An 18,466-nucleotide genomic window follows, 5' to 3' on the forward strand; every position below is an offset into this window, starting at 1 on the left:
CAGGTTCCGGCGTCATACTGCGAAGCATCCTCAGGCAACCGTCCGGAGACTCCATGCGTCGTCGCGACTTTCTCAGTGCAGCCATAGCCGCCGCCGGCACCGCGTCGGCCGCCCTCTCGATGGTCGGCCGGGCTGCCTATGCCGCACCTGCCGGAGTGCCTGGTTTGACCTCGCTGACTGTCGGCGCCAAGCCGATTTCGGTCGAGGAGCGCGTGGCGCGGATCGCCAAGCTGCAACGGCTGATGGTCGACCAGAAGATCGGTGCCCTGATCCTGGAGTCAGGCTCGAGCCTGGATTACTTCACCGGGGTCCAGTGGCATCGCTCGGAGCGCACGACTGCCGCAGTGATTCCGGCACGTGGCGATATCGTCGTCGTGACCCCGGCCTTCGAAGTTCCCTCGGTCCGCGAGTCTCTGGCGGTGGATGGAGACGTGCGGCCCTGGAATGAGCACGAGAGCCCGTTCACTCTCCTGGTTGGCGCCCTTCGCGACCGCGGTGTTACCTCCGGCCCGATAGCGTTCGAATCCACCACGCGCCTCTTCATCGTCGACGGCGTGCGCGAGGCAAGCGCCGGTGCCTATCAGGTGGTGTCCGGCGATGCCCTGGTCAAAGCCGTGCGCCTGATCAAGTCGCCGGCCGAACTCGCGCTGATGCAAGCCGCCAACAACGTCACCTTGGCGGCGCTGCGCCACGTCCATGGCAACGTCCGTCCCGGCATGCGCCCCGACGAGATCGCGGCCATGACCGATGCCGCCACGGCGGCACTGGGCGGCGTGCCGGGCTTCGCCCTCGTGCTGTTGAACGAGGCCAGCGCTTATCCGCACGGCTCCAGGCAGCCGCAGACCCTGCGCGAAGGCTCGGTCATCCTGATGGACGTGGGTTGCACCGTGCGCGGCTACCAATCGGACATTTCGCGAACCTGGGTGATCGGGAAGCCGACCGCGAAACAGCGAAAGGTCTGGGATACCGTCAAGCGCGGCCAGGAGCTTGCGTTGGCGACCGCCAAGCTGGGCACGCCAGTGGGTGCCATCGACGATGCCGTACGCGCCTACTACGAAAAGGAAGGCTGGGGCCCCGGCTACCGGTTGCCCGGTCTTTCGCACCGCACTGGCCACGGCATCGGCCTGGACGGCCACGAGCCGCCATACCTCGTGCATGGCGACACCACGCCACTGGCACCGGGCATGTGTTTCTCCGACGAACCTGGGCTCTATATCCCCGGCGAGTTCGGCGTCCGGATGGAAGATTGCTGGTACATGACCGAGACGGGGCCGAAACTTTTCACTGAACTGGCCAGGTCGATCGACGAGCCGATCTGATCGGTTCCACGCAAGCGCCACGTCCTGGCCTTGATTTGCTCCGACTTGCCGAATCTGCAGAAGATGTTCTCCCTCGGTCGAGCGAGTAAAGCCGGGCAGACAGGCTCGAAGCTGGTGCCGTCATAGCAGGTGGCGCAGTGTCGGCAGGTACTTCTCGCTGGAACCGGTGTTGACCGCGACCACGCGCTCACCACGCCGGACGAGGCCACGGTCTAGCAGCTGCGGCAAGGCCGCGAGGCAGGCTGCGCCCTCCGGCGAGATCCAGTCGTGCGTGCGGCGCCACTCCGTTGCGAGTTCGGTTTCTATCCGGGCTTCATCGACCGCGACCGCAGCGCCACCGCTCGCCCGGATGATGTCCAGCACACGGAAATGACCGACGCCGCCGGGCACGTTGAGACCCACGGCGAGGGTCTGGCCCGCCTCGACGATTGTCGTGTCCGCCGCGCCGTCGTCGAACGCACGTACGAGCGGGGCAGTTCGTGCGCTCTGCACGCACAGCATGCGCGGGCGTCGCGAACCGATCATGCCGAGTGCCTCGAGCTCGTCCCACGCCTTCCACATGCCCAGCACGCCGGTACCGCCTCCGGTGGGATAGATCACCGCATCGGGCAACGACCAGCGCGTTTCGCCGGGCGCCGGCTCAGCGAGTTCAAGGCCGAGTGACTTCTTCCCCTCGATCCGCCACCCCGGCTCCTGAAATGTCGCGACGGAAAACCAGCCATTCGGGATGTAGCGTTCCTTGAGGAACGCGCCGGCCTCGCGGATGGTCGGGCCGACCAGCTCAAGGATCACGCGATCGGGATGGCGCTTGGCGGCCGCGGCGACGCCGCCGAGAATTGGCATCGGCGTGTCGTCCGGCATTGCGACAACGACGCTCAGTCCGCCCTCGAGCGCGTAACGCACGAGCGAATCGCCGGCGTTGCCCTGCGTCGGCACCGCGAGCCTGGTCAGGCCAAGGCGTCGCGCCTGGGCCGCCACCATCGCCATGCCGCGATCCTTGAAGCTCTGCGTCGGGTTCGCACCGTGGCCGGGGTGCGCCTTGCCTTCGTCCTTGAGCTGGAGCGCAAGGCCTGCCTTTGCCGCGACCGGATGCGTCGAGTAATCGAGCAGCGGGGTCGCGCCTTCGCCGAGCGGGACGAGATGCGCGGCGTCGACCGGATCGCCGGCATCGAGCGCCATCAACGCGCCAAAGCGCCACAGGTCGCGACGCTGCGGGTGATACCACGCCGCATCCGGTTTCTCGCGCGCCAGTCGCTCGAGGTCTAGCACCATCTCGACCGGCCGGCCGTCGACCGGATCGAGGTTCATTGGTACGTCGGCGGGATACTCGACGCCGGAGGCGATACCGCGAACGCAGCGTACGTAGGACATGGGCGGCGGACCCGATCGGAGGTCCGTCGTTGTCGCAGCCCCGCGCCTGGATTGCAACCACGCGACGGCGCGCCCATCGTGGCGATGACAGGCTATCGCTGGCGGCTCAGGCGCGCTTGAAGTAGTACCCGGAGTAGTGGTCGATCGTGCATTCCGGCTCGAACGGAACCTCCAGGTGCCGCTCCTTCGACATCCAGTGATCCATCACCTCGTAGCCGAGTGCTCCCATCGCATCCACGAATTCCGGCTTGGCCATGACCCGGTAGGGAAGTACGGCGATGCCGATCTTCTGCAGGGTGACGTAACCGCGCTTGGGGTGCATGGGCGTGCGGTTCACCAGTACGTGATCCGGCGGGTTGGGCAGCGACGCCAGCAGTTCGGGCAAGGTGTATTCGAGATACTGCAGGGCACCACACGAAATCAGCACATCGTGGCCGCTTGCTGCCTCGGGGGTGTCGGCGAAGTTCAGCATGCCATCCGGGTCGTTCTGTGACGCCCAGGCACGACCCGCATCCACTACCGCGGGCACGTCGTGAACGTGCCATTGCAGCGACTGCGGATAGGTTATGTAGTTGCGGAAGCCGTAGTAGCTGACTCCGATATGGCCGCCCAGGTCGAACAAGCGATGCCGGTCCTCGGTGAGCAGCTTCGACAGCCAGTACACCATCGGGTAATCGCTGCAGTTGATGCGCTTGTGCCGGTCCAGGTACATGTTGCCGGCAGAGGGCTGGTCGTATGTCGTCGGCATCGCCGGTGCCGCAGCCAGGGCCTGGGCGCGTGAGTCGAAGGCTCCGTAGTAGTCGTTGCCGTTGCGGTTTGGGCGGCTGTACATCCACTTGTAGAGCGCCTTGGCCAGCGTGCGCAGCCCAGGCAGCTCTGCACTCTCCCGCGCGATTCGACGCAGCTTGTGGGCCACGTTGGTCAACTCGTGTTCCATGGTTTTCCCCTTCGGTTGCCCCCCTTGGTATTCATCAAACGCGGATTGCGCCGGGAATGGGACGCGTACCCGACAGATGGGCTGACAGCCCGCTGGCGGCCAGCCCTCGGCGCAGGTACCTTTCGCGTGCCCAGTTCGAGGACCGGCCATGCCCGAGGTATCCCGTCGTCAGTTCCTGGCTTCCACGGCCGCCGCGATGGCGGCCCCCTTCATCAGCACCAGTTCCACCCGTGCCCGCGCGCAGGAGTCGGGCAAGCTCGGTGTCGCGATCTGCGGCCTGGGCAAGCTCAGTACCGACCAGATCGCGCCGGCGCTGATGAAGACGCGGCACTGCCGCCTGGCAGGCATCATCACCGGCACGCCGGCCAAGGCCGAGGCATGGAAGGCGAAGTACGGCATTCCAGCCGGCAGCGTCTATTCGTACGACACGATGGATCGGATGGCCGACAACCACGACATCGACCTGGTCTACGTCGTGACGCCCAATGCATTGCATGCGCAGCACACGATCCAGGCCGCGCAGGCGGGAAAGCACGTGTTCTGCGAGAAGCCGCTGGAAATATCGGTCGAGCGCTGCCAGCAGATGATCGATGCCTGCCGCAGCGCCGGTCGCCTGCTCGGCACCGCGTACCGCTGCCAGTACGACCCGCACCATCTCGAGTGCATCCGTCTGGTGCGTGAAGAGGTGTTCGGCAAGCCCACCATCGTCCAGGCCGGCTTCGCCATCGACGTCGGCGTGCCCGACCAATGGCGCCTCAAGCGTGCGCTGGCGGGCGGCGGCGCGCTGATGGACGTCGGCATCTACGCATTGCAGGCCACGCGCTATCTGACGGGCGAGGAGCCGATCGCCGTGTCCGCGCTGCAGACCACGACCGACCCGGTGAAGTTCGCCGAGGTCGACGAGAGCGTCGTCTGGACCACACGGTTCCCCAGCGGCGTGGTCGCGTATTGCAGCACCAGCTACAAGGCTGGCCGCATCCAGAACCTGCGCGTCAACGCCGAACGCGGCTGGTTCGAGCTTGATCCGGCGTTCTTCTACGGCGGCAACCATGGGCGTCGCAGCGACGGCAAGGAGATCCGCTTTCCCGAGATCGACCTGTTTGCCGCCGAGATGGACGACTTCGCGCGATGCATCATCGAACGCAGGCCCACCAAGGTGCCCGGCGAGGAGGGCCTGCGCGATGTGCGCATCATGCAGGCCATCTATGAGTCGGTGCGCACGGGAAAGACGGTGTCCCTGGCTTGACCGGTTTCATTCACGTGTTCGCACTGGGAGGTTCGGATGAAGCGGGTGACAGGTATCGGCGGGATCTTCTTCAACGCCAGGGATCCAGTCGCATTGCGCGCCTGGTACCAGCAGCACCTGGGTATCGATGTCCAGGAATGGGGCGGTGCGGCATTCACGTGGACCGATGCATCGGGAGCTCCCACGGGCGGAACGACCATCTGGTCCATCGGCGCCGCCGATGGCGGACACTTCGCACCGAGCCAGTCGACCTTCATGGTCAACTACCGCGTCGATGACCTCGCTGCTTTGCTCCAGGCCCTTCGAGACGAAGGATGCAGCGTCCTGGAAAAGACAGACGATTCCGAATACGGGAAGTTCGGTTGGGTCATGGACCCGGAAGGCAACAAGATCGAACTCTGGCAGCCCCCCGCGGGGCAGTGAGCAGGAGATCGCGCATGGACCGGTTCACTGGCGGTTGCCTGTGCGGTGACCTCAGGATCGTGGCATCCGGTCGCCCGTACCGGGTTGGCCTTTGCCATTGCCTCGACTGCCGCAAGCATCATGGCGCCCTGTTTCACGCGTCCGCGATTTTTCCGGAGGATGCGGTGACGATCGAGGGCGAGACGCGCGAGTACGCCGGACGTCATTTCTGTCCCCGCTGCGGTTCGACCGTCTTCGGGCGCAGCTCGGACGAGGTCGAAGTGAACCTGGGGTCGCTGGATGCCCCGGACCAGCTGATGCCGACCTACGAGAGCTGGATCGTGCGTCGCGAATCCTGGTTGCCGCCGTTCCCGCTAACGAGACATTACGAGCGCGACCGCGAAGACACCGGTCGCTTCGAGGAGTAGCTGGCACGCACGGTGCCAGGTCCCGTTACAAGGCGACCGACACGCGCGCAGTGTTCCGGCGGTGGTACTGGAGAGGCCGTCGACACAGTCGTACGCTGCGCCTGCGGCTATCCCCCCAAGGCCGCAGGAAATCCGACATGCGCGCTGCCGCCTACTCCCGCACCGGGCCCGCCCGGGACGTGCTTGCCATCATCGACAAGGACCGCCCCGAGCCGGGGCCCGGTGAGGTCCGTGTCCGCGTCGCCTGGTCCGGGGTCAATCCCTCCGACGTGAAGGCGCGCGCAGGTACGCGATCGAGCACGCTGCCATACCCACGGGTCGTCCCTCACAGTGACGGCGCCGGCGTCGTCGACGCATTGGGCGACGGAGTGCCGGCCCAGCGCCTGGGCGAGCGCGTGTGGATCTGGAACGGGGCCTGGGGCCGCGCCGACGGAACGGCCGCCGAATGGATCGTGCTGCCGTCCGCACAGGCGGTGGCCTTGCCGGACGCAATCGCGCTGGACGTCGGCGCGAACTTCGGCATTCCCGCACTCACCGCCTGCCATGCGGTGATGGTCGATGGCGGTGTCGCCGCCAAACGCGTGCTCGTCGCCGGTGGCGCGGGTGCCGTCGGGCACTACGCCGTGCAGATGGCGCGGCTGTCGGGTGCAAGCCAGGTGCTCGCCTCGGTCAGTTCCGCCGAGAAGGCAGAGCGGGCGCGAGCGGCTGGCGCGGATGCGGTGATCGATTACCGCAACGAGGACCTGGTCGCACGCGTCGGCGAGGAAACCGGCGGCCACGGCGTCGACTGCATCATCGAGGTCGACTTCGCCGCCAATGCCGAACAGGACTTCGCCATGCTCGCGCCGGAAGGGCGCATCGTCGTCTATGGCAGTGGCGCAAGCGAGATCAAGGTGCCGTTCGTGCCGGCGATCCTGAAGAACGTGCGCCTGTCGTTCTTCATCGTCTACAACCTGTCCGGCGCCGATCGTGCCGCGGCCATCGAACGCCTGCACGAATGGGCCGCCACCGGCACGCTGCAGCATGCCATCGCGCTGCGGTTGCCTTTGGAGGAAATCGCACAGGCACACGAAGCGGTCGAGTCCGGACGCGTGATGGGCAACGTCCTGCTTGCAGTAGGCGATGCAACGCCATGATCTGACGCGCCACCTGTCTGATGGAGTTCACCATGAAAGACTCCCTCGTCCCCGGCCTCCGGTACGTGCACACCTTCACCGTCCCGCTCTCCAAGACGGTGCCGGCGCTGTATCCCGAATCCGAAGAGTTCGTCGCCATGCCCGAAGTGTTCGCCACCGGGTTCCTGGTCGGCCTGCTCGAATGGGCCTGCATCCTCGCCCTAAAGCCGCACCTGGACTGGCCGCGGGAGCAGACCGTCGGCACGCATATCGATGTCAGTCATTCCGCCGCGACGCCGCCGGGCCTTACGGTGACGGTCACCGTGGAACTGCTGGCCATCGAAGGACGCAAGCTGCGCTTCGCCGTGAAGGCCCATGACGGTGTCGAGCTGATTTCCGAGGGCAAGCACGAGCGCTTCGTGATCGACCGCGAGCGCTTCGATGCGAAGCTGGTTGGCAAGCGCGATTGCGTCACAGCGACGGAATCAGGTCGCGCGTGAGCAGCTTGAACGTCAGCGCATGCGGTTGTCGTTCGTTGTAATTGGTAGTCGTGATCACCACGACCGCGCGCCTGGCGGGAAGCAGGAACACGGCGTTGCCACCCGTGCCCGCCATCGTCGGCGCCGTGATCACCGAGTCGCCAACGGGGATCTTCATCAGCCACCACAGGTAGCCGTAATCGGCGTCATCGCGCGCGGTCGCCTGCGCCGCCAGCGACTGGCGAACCCACGCCTCGGGCAGCAGCTGTCGCTTGCCGATGCGGCCGCCATCCAGGTACAGCTGTCCGAGCTTCCACAGGTCGCGCGTGCGCAGGCCAATGCCACCACCGGCCTGCGCGAGGCCCAGTGGCGAGAACTGCCAGGCGGGCGCCTGGATGCCCAGCGGGTCGAACAGCCGGCGTTGCGCGTAGGCCTGCAACGGCTCGCCCACGGCCGACTGGATCACTTCTCCCAGCGTGGTCACACCGGCAGTGCAATAGCGGAAGCTGCGGCCATGCGGCGAGTCCGCCGGCTTGGGCATCCAGGCAGGGAAGCCCTGCACCGGGAGGTCGGCGTAGAACTGCACCCAGTCCTCGACCAGGTACATCCGCTCCTCGTTGCCGCGGGAGAACTGGTTTTCGTCGTTGCACTCGACGATCGATGACATGGTCATCAGATCCTCGACGCGGATGGCGTCCTTGCGAGGATCCGGATTCTGCATCCGCTGCCGGCGGGCCGGCGGAAGCACGTCGAAGATGCGCGCGGAAACACCGGGCAGGTGGCCATCCTCGATGGCCAGCCCGGCCAGCATCCCGGCCACGGTCTTGGTCGCCGAGCGCGTGTCGCGGCGACCTTCGGCACCGGCTGCGTCGAAGTAATGCTCATAGACGACCTTGCCGTCCTGGGCCACCAGGATGCTGGTGATCGCCTTGAATTCGCCTTGTTCGACTGCGTGCTGGGCCTGTTCGAACCTGGCAGGGCCGGCCGCGGTGGCGGCGAACGGCACGACGGCCAGGGTGATGCAAAGGAGTGTTTGGTTCATCGGGGTCCCCATCTGTGCGGCGACTCTATCGTGTCGGCAGACGGGCATCTTGTATCCGCGAAACCTCACCGCGCCCGAGCGCCAGGCGCCGGAACGCGCCGGGCGTCATGCCGAACTCGGCGACAAAGCAACGGTGCAGGTGGCTTTCATCGACGAACCCCAGCACCGACGCAGCGGCCGCCAGCGTGCGGCGTCGTGCGATCAGCGAAACGGCCTTGTGCAGCCGGCGCTTGCGCAAATAGTCGCTGGGCGAAATGCCGTGGCGCTTGCGGAAGGCGCGGGCGAGGTAGACCGGATGCAGGTCGGCGATGGTGGACAGCTCCTGCAGCGAAGGCGGTGACGCGCTGTCCGATTCGAGTCGATCCAGGACGCGCCGGAGCCTGTCTGCGGTTGTCGGCGCGGATGGCCGCAGTTCGGCGTCCACCATCAGTTCGGCGAAGATTGTTTCGATTGCCAGCGATGAGCCGCTCTCCCAGTTCGCCACCTCCTGCAACAACCGCATGGCGCGCGACAGCGACGGTCGCGGCAAACGACGCGCCTGGTCGCCGATCGCCATGCCATCGCAAAGGCGCGTGAACGCGGACGTGGGCATCGTCAAGGTGAGGAACAAACCATCACGCGAGCGGAAACGGTCGCGATGCTCCGTCCCCGGCGGATTGAGGACCAGGGCCGGTTCCGCGCAGACCGCGGGCATTCCGGCAGCATCACTTACGTAGTGCCCGCCCAGCAGCAGCACCAGGTGCATGTCGTCATGCTGGTGCCGATGGATCCCGTGTTCGGGAATGGTGGGCCGCAGGTACGCGATCGCCAGCTCGCTCGTGGCCTGCTGGCGCAGGGCGAGCCCCTTCACGCCAATCTTGGCGACAGGTTCGGCGGTACGCGGAGGGGTCGGCATCGTGGGCTGCCCGTGGTCAGCCCTAGGATGCCACGGCAACGCGTCGCTATGCCGACTTGGGCCGCGGCGACACCCACATCGCGATGCGGGCGCGGAACACGACGTCGCCGGCATCGTCATTGACCAGGACGGTGACCGGCAGCTCATAACCGCTTGCCGCTTCGACCACCGGGATGTCCGGCGTGGCCACGCCGTGCAGGGTGCCCGTCGCCTTCTTCAGGTATTCGACGGTCATGCCCTTGGGGATCCAGCGCATGCCGGCCGGGATCGTCGCGTCGGTCATGACGCCGGCGCTGAGTTCGGCCAGGTTGCACAACGCGATCGCATGCACGGTGCCGATGTGGTTGTGGACACGGCGGCGGTCGCGGATGCGGACCTCGCAGCGACCGGGCTCGAGCGCGACGAAGCGCGGCGCGATGGTGGCGAAGTAGGGCGCCTTGAAGCAGACCGCGCGCGAGAACAACCAGTGGCCGGCCGGCCAGCGGGTGATGCGGCGGTACATCGAGAGGATGGGTGCGGACATGGGGCCAGCTCCTGAAGTCAGATACGAAAACGGCGGGACATGCCCGCCGTTGTCATTGCCGCAATCGCCTCAGGCGGCAGCGCGACTATCGTGCTGCAGGTCGCGGTAACCGGCCGAACGCAGCTCCTCGCTGTCGAAGTCATCGACGCTGATGGTGTCGATGGTCATCTCGCGCAGCTCTTCGAGCTGGCGGCGCTCGTCGGCGGTGATCCAGCCTTCGCGCACGCCTTCGTCCAGCTGCGAGGCGAAATCGTGCGCCTCGATGTCGCTGTTCTTGAGCGCCTTGAGGAACTTGCGCTCCACCGGCTCGGCCAGGATCGCCTTCTGCAGGTAGCTGTTGATGCGGCCTGCCGGGTTGTTCTCCGTCGGCGTCATGAAGATGCCGGCGGCGAGGCGGTCACGCGCTTCGTTCGGCGACATCAGCAAGGACGCGGTCTTGTGGCCCAGGCGATCGCTCGGTGCCTGTGCGCGACGGCCCCACGGGAACACCAGCATCCACAGCAGCCAGCCGACCGGACGGATCGGGAAGTTGCGCAGCGCCGCCGAGAACGCGATCTCGATCTTGTGCACGGAGTTGTGCACCGACCACGCCAGCAACGGCTGGTCGGACACCGGGCGGCCCTGGTCCTCGTAGCGCTTGAGCATCGCGCTGACGATGTAGAGGTGGCTGAGCACGTCTCCCAGGCGGCCCGACAGCGATTCCTTGAACTTGAGCTTGCCGCCGAGCAGCAGCATCGAGGTGTCGGCCATCAGCGCCAGCGCCGCCGAGTAACGGTTGAGCTTGCGGTAGTAGCGGCGGGTGTAGCTGTCGCCCGGCGCCGCGCCGAACCTGGCGTTGACCACGCCGTACCACCAGCTGCGCACGGCGTTGGAGATGGCGAAGCCAATGTGGCCGAACAGGTTCTTGTCGAACTCGCGCAGGCGCTCGTCCGGATCGGGCAGCGTGGCCGCCTTCATTTCCTTCAGCACCCACGGATGGCACAGGATCGCGCCCTGGCCGAAGATCATCAGCGAGCGCGTCATGATGTTGGCGCCCTCCACCGTGATCGCGATCGGCGAGGCCTGCCAGCCACGGCCGAGGTAGTTCTTCGGTCCGAGGATGATGCCCTTGCCGCCGTGGATGTCCATCGCGTCCTGCGCGGCCTCGCGGCCCATCTCGGTGCAGTGGTACTTGGAGATCGTCGACGGCACGGCCGGCAGTTCGCCGCGCGCGACCGCCGCAGCCGAAGCCTCGGCCAGCGCACTGGCGGCATAGGCATTGCCGGCGATGCGCGCCAGCGCTTCCTCGACGCCTTCGAAGCGGCCGACCGACAGGCCGAACTGCTTGCGGATGCGCGCGTAGGCACCGGTCACGACTGCGGCCATCTTGGCGCCGCCGCTGGCGGTGGAGGGCAGGGTGATCGAGCGGCCGATCGACAGGCACTCCACCAGCATCTGCCAGCCCTTGCCGGCGTAGGCTTCGCCGCCGATCAGCTGGCTCAGCGGGATGAACACTTCGCGGCCATGGATCGGGCCGTTCTGGAACGGCGAGTTGAGCGGGAAGTGGCGACGGCCGATCTCGACACCGGCGGTGTCGCGCGGCAGCAGCGCCAGGGTGATGCCGATGTCCTTCTGGTCGCCGATCAGGCCGTCCGGGTCGTACATGCGGAAGGCCAGGCCGATGAGCGTCGCGACCGGCGCCAGGGTGATGTAGCGCTTGTCGAAGGTCAGCTTGACGCCGACCACGCGCGCGCCGTTCCACTCACCGGTGGTGACGATGCCGTAGTCGGGGATGGACGTTGCGTCGGAACCGGCCCACGGACCGGTCAGGCCGAAGCAGGGCACTTCGCGGCCGTCGGCCAGGCGCGGCAGGTAGTAGTCCTTCTGCTCCTGCGTGCCGTAGTGCAGCAGCAGCTCGGCCGGGCCGAGCGAGTTGGGCACGCCGACGGTGGAGCTGACCACCGAGGAGATCGAGGCCAGCTTCTGGATGACCTTGTGGTTGCCCAGCGCCGAGAAGCCCAGGCCGCCGTATTCCTTCGGCACGATCATGCCGAAGAACTTGTTCTTCTTGATGAACTCCCACACCGGCGGCGTCAGGTCGGCATGGACGTGGGTGATCTCCCAGTCGTTGATCATCCGGCACAGCTCTTCGGTCGGTCCGTCGAGGAAGGCCTGCTCGTCCGCGCTCAGGGTCGGCTTGGCCTGGTTCAACAGCACGTTCCAGTCGGGCTTGCCGGAGAACAACTCGCCTTCGAAGCCGACCGTGCCGGCTTCCAGTGCGACGCGCTCTGTTTCCGACAGCGGCGGCAGGATCTTGGTGTAGAAGCCCAGCAGCGGCTTGGTGATGAACGGCAGGCGGAACTGCGGCAGCAGCAGCGGCACCGCGATCAGCGCGGTGACGAAAGCGGCAACCAGCGTGGCCGTGCCGTTGGCGCCCAGCAGCCAGCAGGCCACCAGCGCCGTCGCGGTCAGCGCCGCCCAGACCGGCAACCGCAGCCGGTGATAGGCGGCAATGGCCCCGACCAGCAGGAAGGCAATGAAAGGAATCGCAATACTCATGACAACGCTCCAGCGGCGATGACGAAGTCTGCACAAGGCAGGCTGACCATATGAGTCGAGGCGGCGATGCGGTGGCCATTCAAGCAACTGCATCAAACGCTCAACATACGGCCGAGTATGGTAATGTTCGCCCGTCGCTGTCAAGGAAGTGGATGCGGAGTCGGGATGCCGGACCAGCCCGGAGCGGGCCGGAGGCCATCAAACCCCGCTCGGAAGGCAGCGTAACGCGCCCGTTCCGCCCCGGAAGTCGTGTATTCAGGGCCCCGCGGGCACCACGGTGTTTCCCGATCTGCCCCGGCGTTCCAGTTCCGTTACAGCTACATACTGTCCCCGCCGGTGCCGTATGGTTAAACTTGTCACCTATGAGCTCGACCGCGCACCCCAAGCAAGATCGCCCCGGCCCGGCCCGTAACGGCGGCTCCGGAACCGAACGCACCGGTCGTCTCAGCGCAGACGACTGGGCCCAGGCCGCGCTCGACCTGATCGCCGAACAGGGGGTCGCCGCGGTAGCGGTCGAACCGCTGGCACGCCGGCTTGGCGTGACCAAGGGCAGCTTCTACTGGCACTTCCCCTCGCGCGACGCCCTGCTGGTGGCGGCGCTGGAGCGCTGGGAGAAGGTCGAGCAGGAGACCGTCTTCGGCCAGCTCGAACCGATCTCCGATCCGCGTGAACGCCTGCGTGCGCTGTTCACCCTGGTCGCGCACGAGTTCAAGTCGCACGTCATCTATTCCGAGCTGCTCAAGGCGCTCGACCACCCGGCCGTGCAGCCGGTGATCGGTCGCGTGTCCGAGCGCCGCCTGGATTACCTCACCGCATCGTTCCGCCAGGCCGGCCTGGCCCGCACCGATGCCCAGCATCGCGCCCGCCTGCTTTACGCCGCCTACGTCGGCTTCCTGCAGCTGAACCTGCAGCTGCACCAGGCGCGCATGCAGCACGACGAATTCGAGGCCTATGTCGAGCACATGATGGCCACGCTGATCCCTTCTTCTTGATAGACCAGCCCCCCGCTGGAGGATGTTTGCAAATGAATGCGATTTCCCATGACGTCTCGAAACCTGCCGTTGCGCCGGGGAGCGAAGGCAGCAAGCTGGCCGCACTCAATGCCTGGGTCGCCCAGGTCGCCGCACTGACCCAGCCCGACGCGATCGTCTGGTGCGATGGCAGCGATGCCGAGAATGCCGCGCTGATCAAGCAGATGCAGGCCGACGGCACGCTCATCAAGCTCAACGAGAAGACCCATCCGGACAGCTGGCTGCACCGCTCGCATCCTGAAGACGTCGCACGCGTCGAGCACCTGACCTTCGTGTGCACGAGCGAGCAGGAAGATGCCGGCCCGAACAACCACTGGATGTCGCCCGCCGACGGCCACAAGCAGATGGATGCGCTGTTCGAAGGCTGCATGCAGGGCCGCACGATGTACGTGATCCCGTACTGCATGGGCCCGATCGACTCGCCGCTGTCGCGTTGCGGCGTTGAGATCACCGACAGCCCGTACGTGGTCGCCAACATGCGCATCATGACGCGCATGGGCGCGCCGGCGCTGGCGCGCATCGAGCGCGAAGGCACCTTCGTGCGCGGCCTGCATTCGATCGGCGAGCTCGATCCGGAACGTCGCTTCATCATGCATTTCCCGGAAGAGCTGACGATCAAGTCGTTCGGCTCCGGCTACGGCGGCAACGCGCTGCTCGGCAAGAAGTGCCATGCCCTGCGCATTGCCTCGCACCAGGCCCGTTCGGAAGGCTGGCTTGCCGAGCACATGCTGATCCTGGGCCTGGAGAATCCGCAGGGCGAGACGCATTACGTCGCGGCGGCATTCCCGTCGGCCTGCGGCAAGACCAACCTGGCCATGCTGATTCCGCCGGAGGGCTACCGCGCCCAGGGCTGGAAGGTGTGGACGGTCGGCGACGACATCTGCTGGATGCGCCCGGGCGCCGATGGCCGCCTGTACGCGATCAACCCGGAGGCCGGTTTCTTCGGCGTCGCACCGGGCACCTCGGACAAGTCCAACCCGAACGCACTGGCCTCGATCCAGCACCACACCATCTTCACCAATGTCGGCGTCACCGCCGACAACCAGCCCTGGTGGGAAGGCCTCGACAACGGCCAGACCCCGGTCACCGACTGGCGCGGCAATCCGTATGACGCCGCCAAGGGTCCGGCCGCACATCCGAACTCGCGCTTCACCGTGTCGGCCAAGCAGTGCCCGAGCTATTCGGAGCAGGCCGAGAACCCGGCCGGCGTGCCGATCAGCGCGATCGTCTTCGGCGGTCGCCGCGCTTCGCTGGTGCCGCTGGTGTTCGAAGCACGCGACTGGGCGCACGGCGTCCTGGTCGGTGCCGCGATGGGCTCGGAAACCACCGCCGCAGCCACCGGCGCGGTCGGCGTGATGCGCCGCGACCCGATGGCGATGAAGCCGTTCTGTGGCTACAACTTCGCCGACTACTTCAGCCACTGGCTGTCGTTCGACAAGGCCGGCGCGAAGCTGCCGAAGATCTTCCACGTCAACTGGTTCCGCAAGGGCGACGACGGCAAGTTCCTGTGGCCGGGCTTCGGCGACAACCTGCGCGTGCTGGAGTGGATGATCCAGCGCGTGAAGGGCGAGGCCGGTTCGGTCGAAACGCCGATCGGCCACCTGCCGGCGGAAGGCGACCTCAACCTCGACGGCATCACGCTGGGCGAGGAGGCACGCGAGAAGCTGTTCGGCTTCGACCATGCCGGTTGGCAGGCCGAGTTCGCCAGCATCGGCGAGTACCTCGACGAGTACGGCCCGCGCATGCCGCAGGCACTGAAGGACGAGCAGCAGCGCATCGCCCGCGATCTTTCCCGCTGAGAGCTGGCCGGCTGAGGACTCCATGACCGACAACCCCGCCGCGCTCGCGGCCAGTCGTGAACTGCTGATCGACGGCCGCCCGCTGCGGGTGTTCGACGGGCACCTGCCCAATGTCGGCGAATACGTGCGCGGCCTTGCCAAGGCCGCGTTCACTCGCACCGAAATAGCCCGGCCGGAAACGGCCGAGCACAAGCACTGGGCCACCGAGGTCAAACTCGAGGCGCTGTTGCAGCAGCCGATCTTCGACATCACCCGGCGTGCCGTGCTCGGCTTCACCACCTCGACGCATGGATACCGTCCGTATCGCGCCTATACCAATGTCGCCTCCTTCGGCGACATGCTCTTCAGCCACACCGACTGCCTGCCCGACCAGCACGACCTGACCGCGCTGTGGTACCTGTGCGAGAAGTGGGACCTGGAGTGGGGCGGCGAGACGATGTTCTTCGACGCCCAGGACGAAGTCGCCGCCGCGATCCAGCCCAGGCCCGGCCGGCTGGTGATCTTCGACGGTGCCATCAAGCATGTCGGGCGCCCTCCCAACCGGGTCTGCTACGCGCCGCGATACACGTTCGCGATCAAGTTCGAGCGTCTGGCCGCGGGCAGGTGAGCGGAGATGACGGCATCGCGTCGATGAGTCCCTTCGCAGCCGACGCGACCGTCCTGCAACGCGCGGCCGACGCAGCCTGGTTTCCGCTCGACCTCAATGTCCCGGAGCGCAGTTTCAGCTTCGGCCGGATCGACGCCGAAGCGCTCGAGCGCTCCACCTTCATGGACACGCGCCTGGACGCGGCGATCGCGCAGGTCGAAGCCGTGCCGGCCGATGCCCTTTCCGCATTTCCGGTGCCGGCGACGCCACCGGCGTGGCTGCTGCATACCTCCTTCTGCGGTTCGACCCTGCTGGCGCGCGCGCTGCACGTGCCGGCGCGCCAGGTCGCGCTGAAGGAACCACTGCTGCTGCGCAGGCTCGGCGATGCAAGGCATGCCGGCCGTGACCTGGGCGACCTGTGCGAACTGTCGGCCCGGCTGTTGTCGCGGCCGTGGACAGACGGTGGCGGCGTGCTGGTCAAGGCGACCCATGCCGCGCTCAATGTCGCCCCCGACCTGCTGGCGGCGACGCCGGCCAGTCGCGCGGTGCTGCTGACGTCGTCGCTCGACGACTTCCTCGTCTCCAACCTGAAGAAGAACGCCGACACCCAGGCCAAGATTCCGGCTTTGGCCGAGCGTGCATTGCAGGCCGGGACGCTGCACCTGCGGCTGCCGCCGCAGGCGTTGCAGCCGCCGGACCTGTTGTGTGCGGCAGCGCTGCAATGGGCGGCGCAGCGCGATCTGGTGACATCGCTGGCGAGCCGTTTCGGCGACCGCGTTCGCGTACTCGATTTCGAAACATTGCTGGCCGCGCCGGTGGACGTAGCGGTCGCCTGCTCGCGCTGGTTTCGCCTGCCGGCGTCCGCGGACGAAGTCGCGGCACGCGCTGGCGAGGTTTCGCGCAGCAACGCCAAGGCGGTGTCGGTTGCCTACGGCGCCGACCAGCGTGAGCGCGAAGCGCAGCTGGTGCTGGAGCACCATGCCGATCTGATCGCCCATGCCCGCGGCTGGGCCGCGCGCTTCCTGCAACCCGCACTGGCCGCACAATTGCCGATGACCGCAGTGGAACACTGGACATGACCGCGACCCTTGCCTCGTTGTGGCAACAAGGCGAGACCTACGCCCGCCAGGGCCAATGGGCGGCTGCGCTGAAGGCGTACGACGGCGTGCTCGGCCACGATCCCGGCCATGTCATGGCGATGCTGCGCGCCTCGCGCGTGGCCTTGTCGCTGGGCCGTTATCGCGACTCGCGCGAGTACGCGATGCGCGCCCTCGCCAGCCGTCCCGGCGGCGACGAGCCGGTACTGACGCTGGCGCGCGCGCTGCGCATGTTCAACGAACCGCTGGCGCTGCTCGAATGCGTCGAGCACTCGCGCTGGCGCGAACGCAAGTCGGCGCAGTGGCTGACCGAGATCGCGATGCTGGTCAGCACCATCGGCGAGAACACGCTGGCGATGGAGCTGCTCGACCTGGCGGTGCAACGTGATCCGAAGCATCCGCCGACGCGCTATTTCCGTGGCGTGGTGCAGATGTTCTTCGGCGACATGGACGCTGCCGAGCGCGAGCTGGAACTGTGCATAGGCCAGCTGCCGACCTATGCGCAGGCGCACTGGGTGCTGTCGCGGCTGCGCAAGCAGACGGCGGAAAAGAACCACGTCGAGCGCATGCAGGCATTGATCCCGCGCATCCCGGTGGGCAGCGACAGCCGTGTCTACCTGGCGTTCGCGATGCACAACGAGTTGCACGACCTGGGTCGGTACGACGAGTCGTGGCAGGCGCTCGACCACGCGTGCCGGGTCAAGCGCCAGCTGACGCCGCACGATCGCGACGATGCCCGCCGGATGTACGAAGGACTGATGAAGCTGTGCGATGCCGGCTTCGTCACGCCCGGCGCGCAGGCCGGCGCGTCGCCACCGCCGTATGTGCCGGTTTTCATCGTCGGCATGCACCGCTCCGGCAGCACGCTGCTGGAGCAGTTGCTCGCCGGTCACCCGGACGTGGCCGACGGTGGCGAGACCTATTCGTTCACTTCGCAGATGCGCTACTTCGGTGACCACCGCAACAAGGGCGTGCTCGATGCCGAACTGGTGCGGCGCGCGGCCGGCATCGACTACGCGCAAGTCGGCCAGCGCTTCTACGAGCACACGGCCTGGCGCGCACAGGGCAGGGCGGTGCTGACAGAGAAGCTGCCGTCGAACTTCCTCAACCTGGGCTTCATCGCCAGGGCGCTGCCGCACGCGCGCATCCTGCACATGGTGCGCGACCCGCTCGACACCTGCTTCTCCAACCTGCGCACGATGTTCTCGGACGTCAACACGTTCTCCTACGACCAGCGCGAGCTGGCGCAGTGGTACGGCCAGTACCACCGCCTGATGGCGCACTGGCACGAGGTGATGCCCGGCCGCGTGCTCGATGTCCATTACGACCGGCTGGTCGCCGACCCCGAAGGCGTGATGCGCGGCGTGCTGGATTTCTGCGGACTGCCCTGGAATGCCGCCGCGACCACCCTCGAACGGGAGGGGGGCGGGGCCGTGGCCACGGCCAGCAGCCCGCAGATGCGCGGCGGCATCATCAAGAACCGCGGTGCGGCCTGGGCCCCTTATGAGGACAAGCTGGCAGCGTTGATCGAAGGGCTGGCGCCCTACCGCGCCGCCGCCGGCCCGGCGCCCCTGTAGGAGCGAGCTTGCTCGCGACCAGCCTCAGCCCCCGGCGGGTACGCTGGTCGCGAGCAAGCTGGTCGCGAGCAAGCTCGCTCC

17 protein-coding genes are annotated in these 18,466 nt (G+C 66.8%); 11 read left to right on the forward strand and 6 right to left on the reverse strand.

The window, feature by feature from the left end:
- Window positions 1-53: 53 nt before the first annotated feature.
- On the forward strand, window positions 54-1,319 hold the full coding sequence (locus AC3A3Q_RS13310; RefSeq protein ID WP_487586696.1) for a M24 family metallopeptidase: 1,266 nt from the start codon (window positions 54-56) through the stop codon (window positions 1,317-1,319).
- A 120-nt stretch (window positions 1,320-1,439) separates the two neighbouring features.
- Here the strand turns inward: AC3A3Q_RS13310 and AC3A3Q_RS13315 are convergent, their stop codons facing one another.
- Window positions 1,440-2,690, reverse strand: a complete 1,251-nt coding sequence (locus tag AC3A3Q_RS13315; protein WP_487586697.1) for a threonine synthase — start codon at window positions 2,688-2,690, stop codon at window positions 1,440-1,442.
- Window positions 2,691-2,796: 106 nt separating this feature from the next.
- Complete coding sequence (locus AC3A3Q_RS13320) at window positions 2,797-3,627, reverse strand: methyltransferase, TIGR04325 family (protein ID WP_487586698.1); 831 nt, start codon at window positions 3,625-3,627, stop codon at window positions 2,797-2,799.
- Window positions 3,628-3,775: 148 nt separating this feature from the next.
- On the opposite strand from AC3A3Q_RS13320, the gene AC3A3Q_RS13325 reads away from it, so the two are divergent.
- From AC3A3Q_RS13325 to AC3A3Q_RS13345, 5 genes are all read left to right on the forward strand, one after another.
- The gene (locus AC3A3Q_RS13325; RefSeq protein WP_487586699.1) at window positions 3,776-4,873 is read left to right on the forward strand and encodes a Gfo/Idh/MocA family protein; all 1,098 of its coding nucleotides are present in this window, start codon (window positions 3,776-3,778) and stop codon (window positions 4,871-4,873) included.
- A 36-nt stretch (window positions 4,874-4,909) separates the two neighbouring features.
- A complete protein-coding gene (locus AC3A3Q_RS13330) occupies window positions 4,910-5,296 on the forward strand; it encodes a VOC family protein (protein ID WP_487586700.1) in 387 nt (128 codons plus the stop codon).
- 14 nt (window positions 5,297-5,310) lie between these two features.
- Window positions 5,311-5,703 (forward strand): GFA family protein, encoded by a 393-nt coding sequence (locus AC3A3Q_RS13335; protein ID WP_487586701.1) that lies wholly within the window; start codon window positions 5,311-5,313, stop codon window positions 5,701-5,703.
- A 137-nt stretch (window positions 5,704-5,840) separates the two neighbouring features.
- The gene (locus tag AC3A3Q_RS13340; RefSeq protein WP_487586702.1) at window positions 5,841-6,839 is read left to right on the forward strand and encodes an NADPH:quinone reductase; all 999 of its coding nucleotides are present in this window, start codon (window positions 5,841-5,843) and stop codon (window positions 6,837-6,839) included.
- 32 nt (window positions 6,840-6,871) lie between these two features.
- Entirely contained in the window at window positions 6,872-7,318 is a 447-nt protein-coding gene (locus AC3A3Q_RS13345) for a thioesterase family protein (protein WP_487586703.1), read from the forward strand.
- On the opposite strand, the gene AC3A3Q_RS13350 is transcribed toward AC3A3Q_RS13345, so the two are convergent.
- From AC3A3Q_RS13350 to AC3A3Q_RS13365, 4 genes are all read right to left on the reverse strand, one after another.
- A complete protein-coding gene (locus tag AC3A3Q_RS13350) occupies window positions 7,290-8,339 on the reverse strand; it encodes a serine hydrolase domain-containing protein (protein WP_487586704.1) in 1,050 nt (349 codons plus the stop codon). The genes AC3A3Q_RS13345 and AC3A3Q_RS13350 overlap by 29 nt on opposite strands.
- A 25-nt stretch (window positions 8,340-8,364) precedes the next feature.
- Window positions 8,365-9,381 (reverse strand): helix-turn-helix domain-containing protein, encoded by a 1,017-nt coding sequence (locus AC3A3Q_RS13355; RefSeq protein ID WP_487586705.1) that lies wholly within the window; start codon window positions 9,379-9,381, stop codon window positions 8,365-8,367.
- Window positions 9,281-9,757 carry a hotdog fold domain-containing protein gene (locus tag AC3A3Q_RS13360; protein ID WP_487586706.1) on the reverse strand — a complete coding sequence of 159 codons (477 nt, stop codon included), beginning with the start codon at window positions 9,755-9,757 and terminating at the stop codon, window positions 9,281-9,283. The genes AC3A3Q_RS13355 and AC3A3Q_RS13360 overlap by 101 nt, the downstream gene beginning before the upstream one ends.
- Window positions 9,758-9,826: 69 nt before the next feature.
- On the reverse strand, window positions 9,827-12,295 hold the full coding sequence (locus tag AC3A3Q_RS13365) for an acyl-CoA dehydrogenase (protein ID WP_487586707.1): 2,469 nt from the start codon (window positions 12,293-12,295) through the stop codon (window positions 9,827-9,829).
- Window positions 12,296-12,657: 362 nt separating this feature from the next.
- On the opposite strand from AC3A3Q_RS13365, the gene AC3A3Q_RS13370 reads away from it, so the two are divergent.
- Genes AC3A3Q_RS13370 through AC3A3Q_RS13390 form a run of 5 tightly spaced genes read left to right on the forward strand, consistent with a single transcriptional unit; the run spans window position 12,658 to window position 18,385 of the window.
- Window positions 12,658-13,287 (forward strand): TetR/AcrR family transcriptional regulator, encoded by a 630-nt coding sequence (locus AC3A3Q_RS13370; RefSeq protein ID WP_386702646.1) that lies wholly within the window; start codon window positions 12,658-12,660, stop codon window positions 13,285-13,287.
- 32 nt (window positions 13,288-13,319) lie between these two features.
- Complete coding sequence (locus AC3A3Q_RS13375; protein WP_487586708.1) at window positions 13,320-15,125, forward strand: phosphoenolpyruvate carboxykinase (GTP); 1,806 nt, start codon at window positions 13,320-13,322, stop codon at window positions 15,123-15,125.
- Between the two features lie 22 nt (window positions 15,126-15,147).
- Entirely contained in the window at window positions 15,148-15,732 is a 585-nt protein-coding gene (locus AC3A3Q_RS13380) for a 2OG-Fe(II) oxygenase (protein WP_487586709.1), read from the forward strand.
- 23 nt (window positions 15,733-15,755) lie between these two features.
- Window positions 15,756-16,790, forward strand: a complete 1,035-nt coding sequence (locus AC3A3Q_RS13385) for a hypothetical protein (protein ID WP_487586710.1) — start codon at window positions 15,756-15,758, stop codon at window positions 16,788-16,790.
- Entirely contained in the window at window positions 16,787-18,385 is a 1,599-nt protein-coding gene (locus AC3A3Q_RS13390) for a tetratricopeptide repeat-containing sulfotransferase family protein (protein WP_487586711.1), read from the forward strand. The genes AC3A3Q_RS13385 and AC3A3Q_RS13390 overlap by 4 nt, the downstream gene beginning before the upstream one ends.
- Window positions 18,386-18,466 lie beyond the last annotated feature (81 nt).

It is taken from the genome of Lysobacter sp. Soil_C_59 (assembly GCF_057656415.1).

What these genes read in the sequence shown, in the direction of transcription:
- AC3A3Q_RS13310 (WP_487586696.1), top strand. Translation starts at nt 54, where the DNA reads ATGCGTCGTCGCGACTTTCTCAGTGCAGCCATAGCCGCCGCCGGCACC.
- AC3A3Q_RS13315 (WP_487586697.1), bottom strand. Translation starts at nt 2,690, where the DNA reads ATGTCCTACGTACGCTGCGTTCGCGGTATCGCCTCCGGCGTCGAGTAT.
- AC3A3Q_RS13320 (WP_487586698.1), bottom strand. Translation starts at nt 3,627, where the DNA reads ATGGAACACGAGTTGACCAACGTGGCCCACAAGCTGCGTCGAATCGCG.
- AC3A3Q_RS13325 (WP_487586699.1), top strand. Translation starts at nt 3,776, where the DNA reads ATGCCCGAGGTATCCCGTCGTCAGTTCCTGGCTTCCACGGCCGCCGCG.
- AC3A3Q_RS13330 (WP_487586700.1), top strand. Translation starts at nt 4,910, where the DNA reads ATGAAGCGGGTGACAGGTATCGGCGGGATCTTCTTCAACGCCAGGGAT.
- AC3A3Q_RS13335 (WP_487586701.1), top strand. Translation starts at nt 5,311, where the DNA reads ATGGACCGGTTCACTGGCGGTTGCCTGTGCGGTGACCTCAGGATCGTG.
- AC3A3Q_RS13340 (WP_487586702.1), top strand. Translation starts at nt 5,841, where the DNA reads ATGCGCGCTGCCGCCTACTCCCGCACCGGGCCCGCCCGGGACGTGCTT.
- AC3A3Q_RS13345 (WP_487586703.1), top strand. Translation starts at nt 6,872, where the DNA reads ATGAAAGACTCCCTCGTCCCCGGCCTCCGGTACGTGCACACCTTCACC.
- AC3A3Q_RS13350 (WP_487586704.1), bottom strand. Translation starts at nt 8,339, where the DNA reads ATGAACCAAACACTCCTTTGCATCACCCTGGCCGTCGTGCCGTTCGCC.
- AC3A3Q_RS13355 (WP_487586705.1), bottom strand. Translation starts at nt 9,381, where the DNA reads ATGAGCTGCCGGTCACCGTCCTGGTCAATGACGATGCCGGCGACGTCG.
- AC3A3Q_RS13360 (WP_487586706.1), bottom strand. Translation starts at nt 9,757, where the DNA reads ATGTCCGCACCCATCCTCTCGATGTACCGCCGCATCACCCGCTGGCCG.
- AC3A3Q_RS13365 (WP_487586707.1), bottom strand. Translation starts at nt 12,295, where the DNA reads ATGAGTATTGCGATTCCTTTCATTGCCTTCCTGCTGGTCGGGGCCATT.
- AC3A3Q_RS13370 (WP_386702646.1), top strand. Translation starts at nt 12,658, where the DNA reads ATGAGCTCGACCGCGCACCCCAAGCAAGATCGCCCCGGCCCGGCCCGT.
- AC3A3Q_RS13375 (WP_487586708.1), top strand. Translation starts at nt 13,320, where the DNA reads ATGAATGCGATTTCCCATGACGTCTCGAAACCTGCCGTTGCGCCGGGG.
- AC3A3Q_RS13380 (WP_487586709.1), top strand. Translation starts at nt 15,148, where the DNA reads ATGACCGACAACCCCGCCGCGCTCGCGGCCAGTCGTGAACTGCTGATC.
- AC3A3Q_RS13385 (WP_487586710.1), top strand. Translation starts at nt 15,756, where the DNA reads ATGAGTCCCTTCGCAGCCGACGCGACCGTCCTGCAACGCGCGGCCGAC.
- AC3A3Q_RS13390 (WP_487586711.1), top strand. Translation starts at nt 16,787, where the DNA reads ATGACCGCGACCCTTGCCTCGTTGTGGCAACAAGGCGAGACCTACGCC.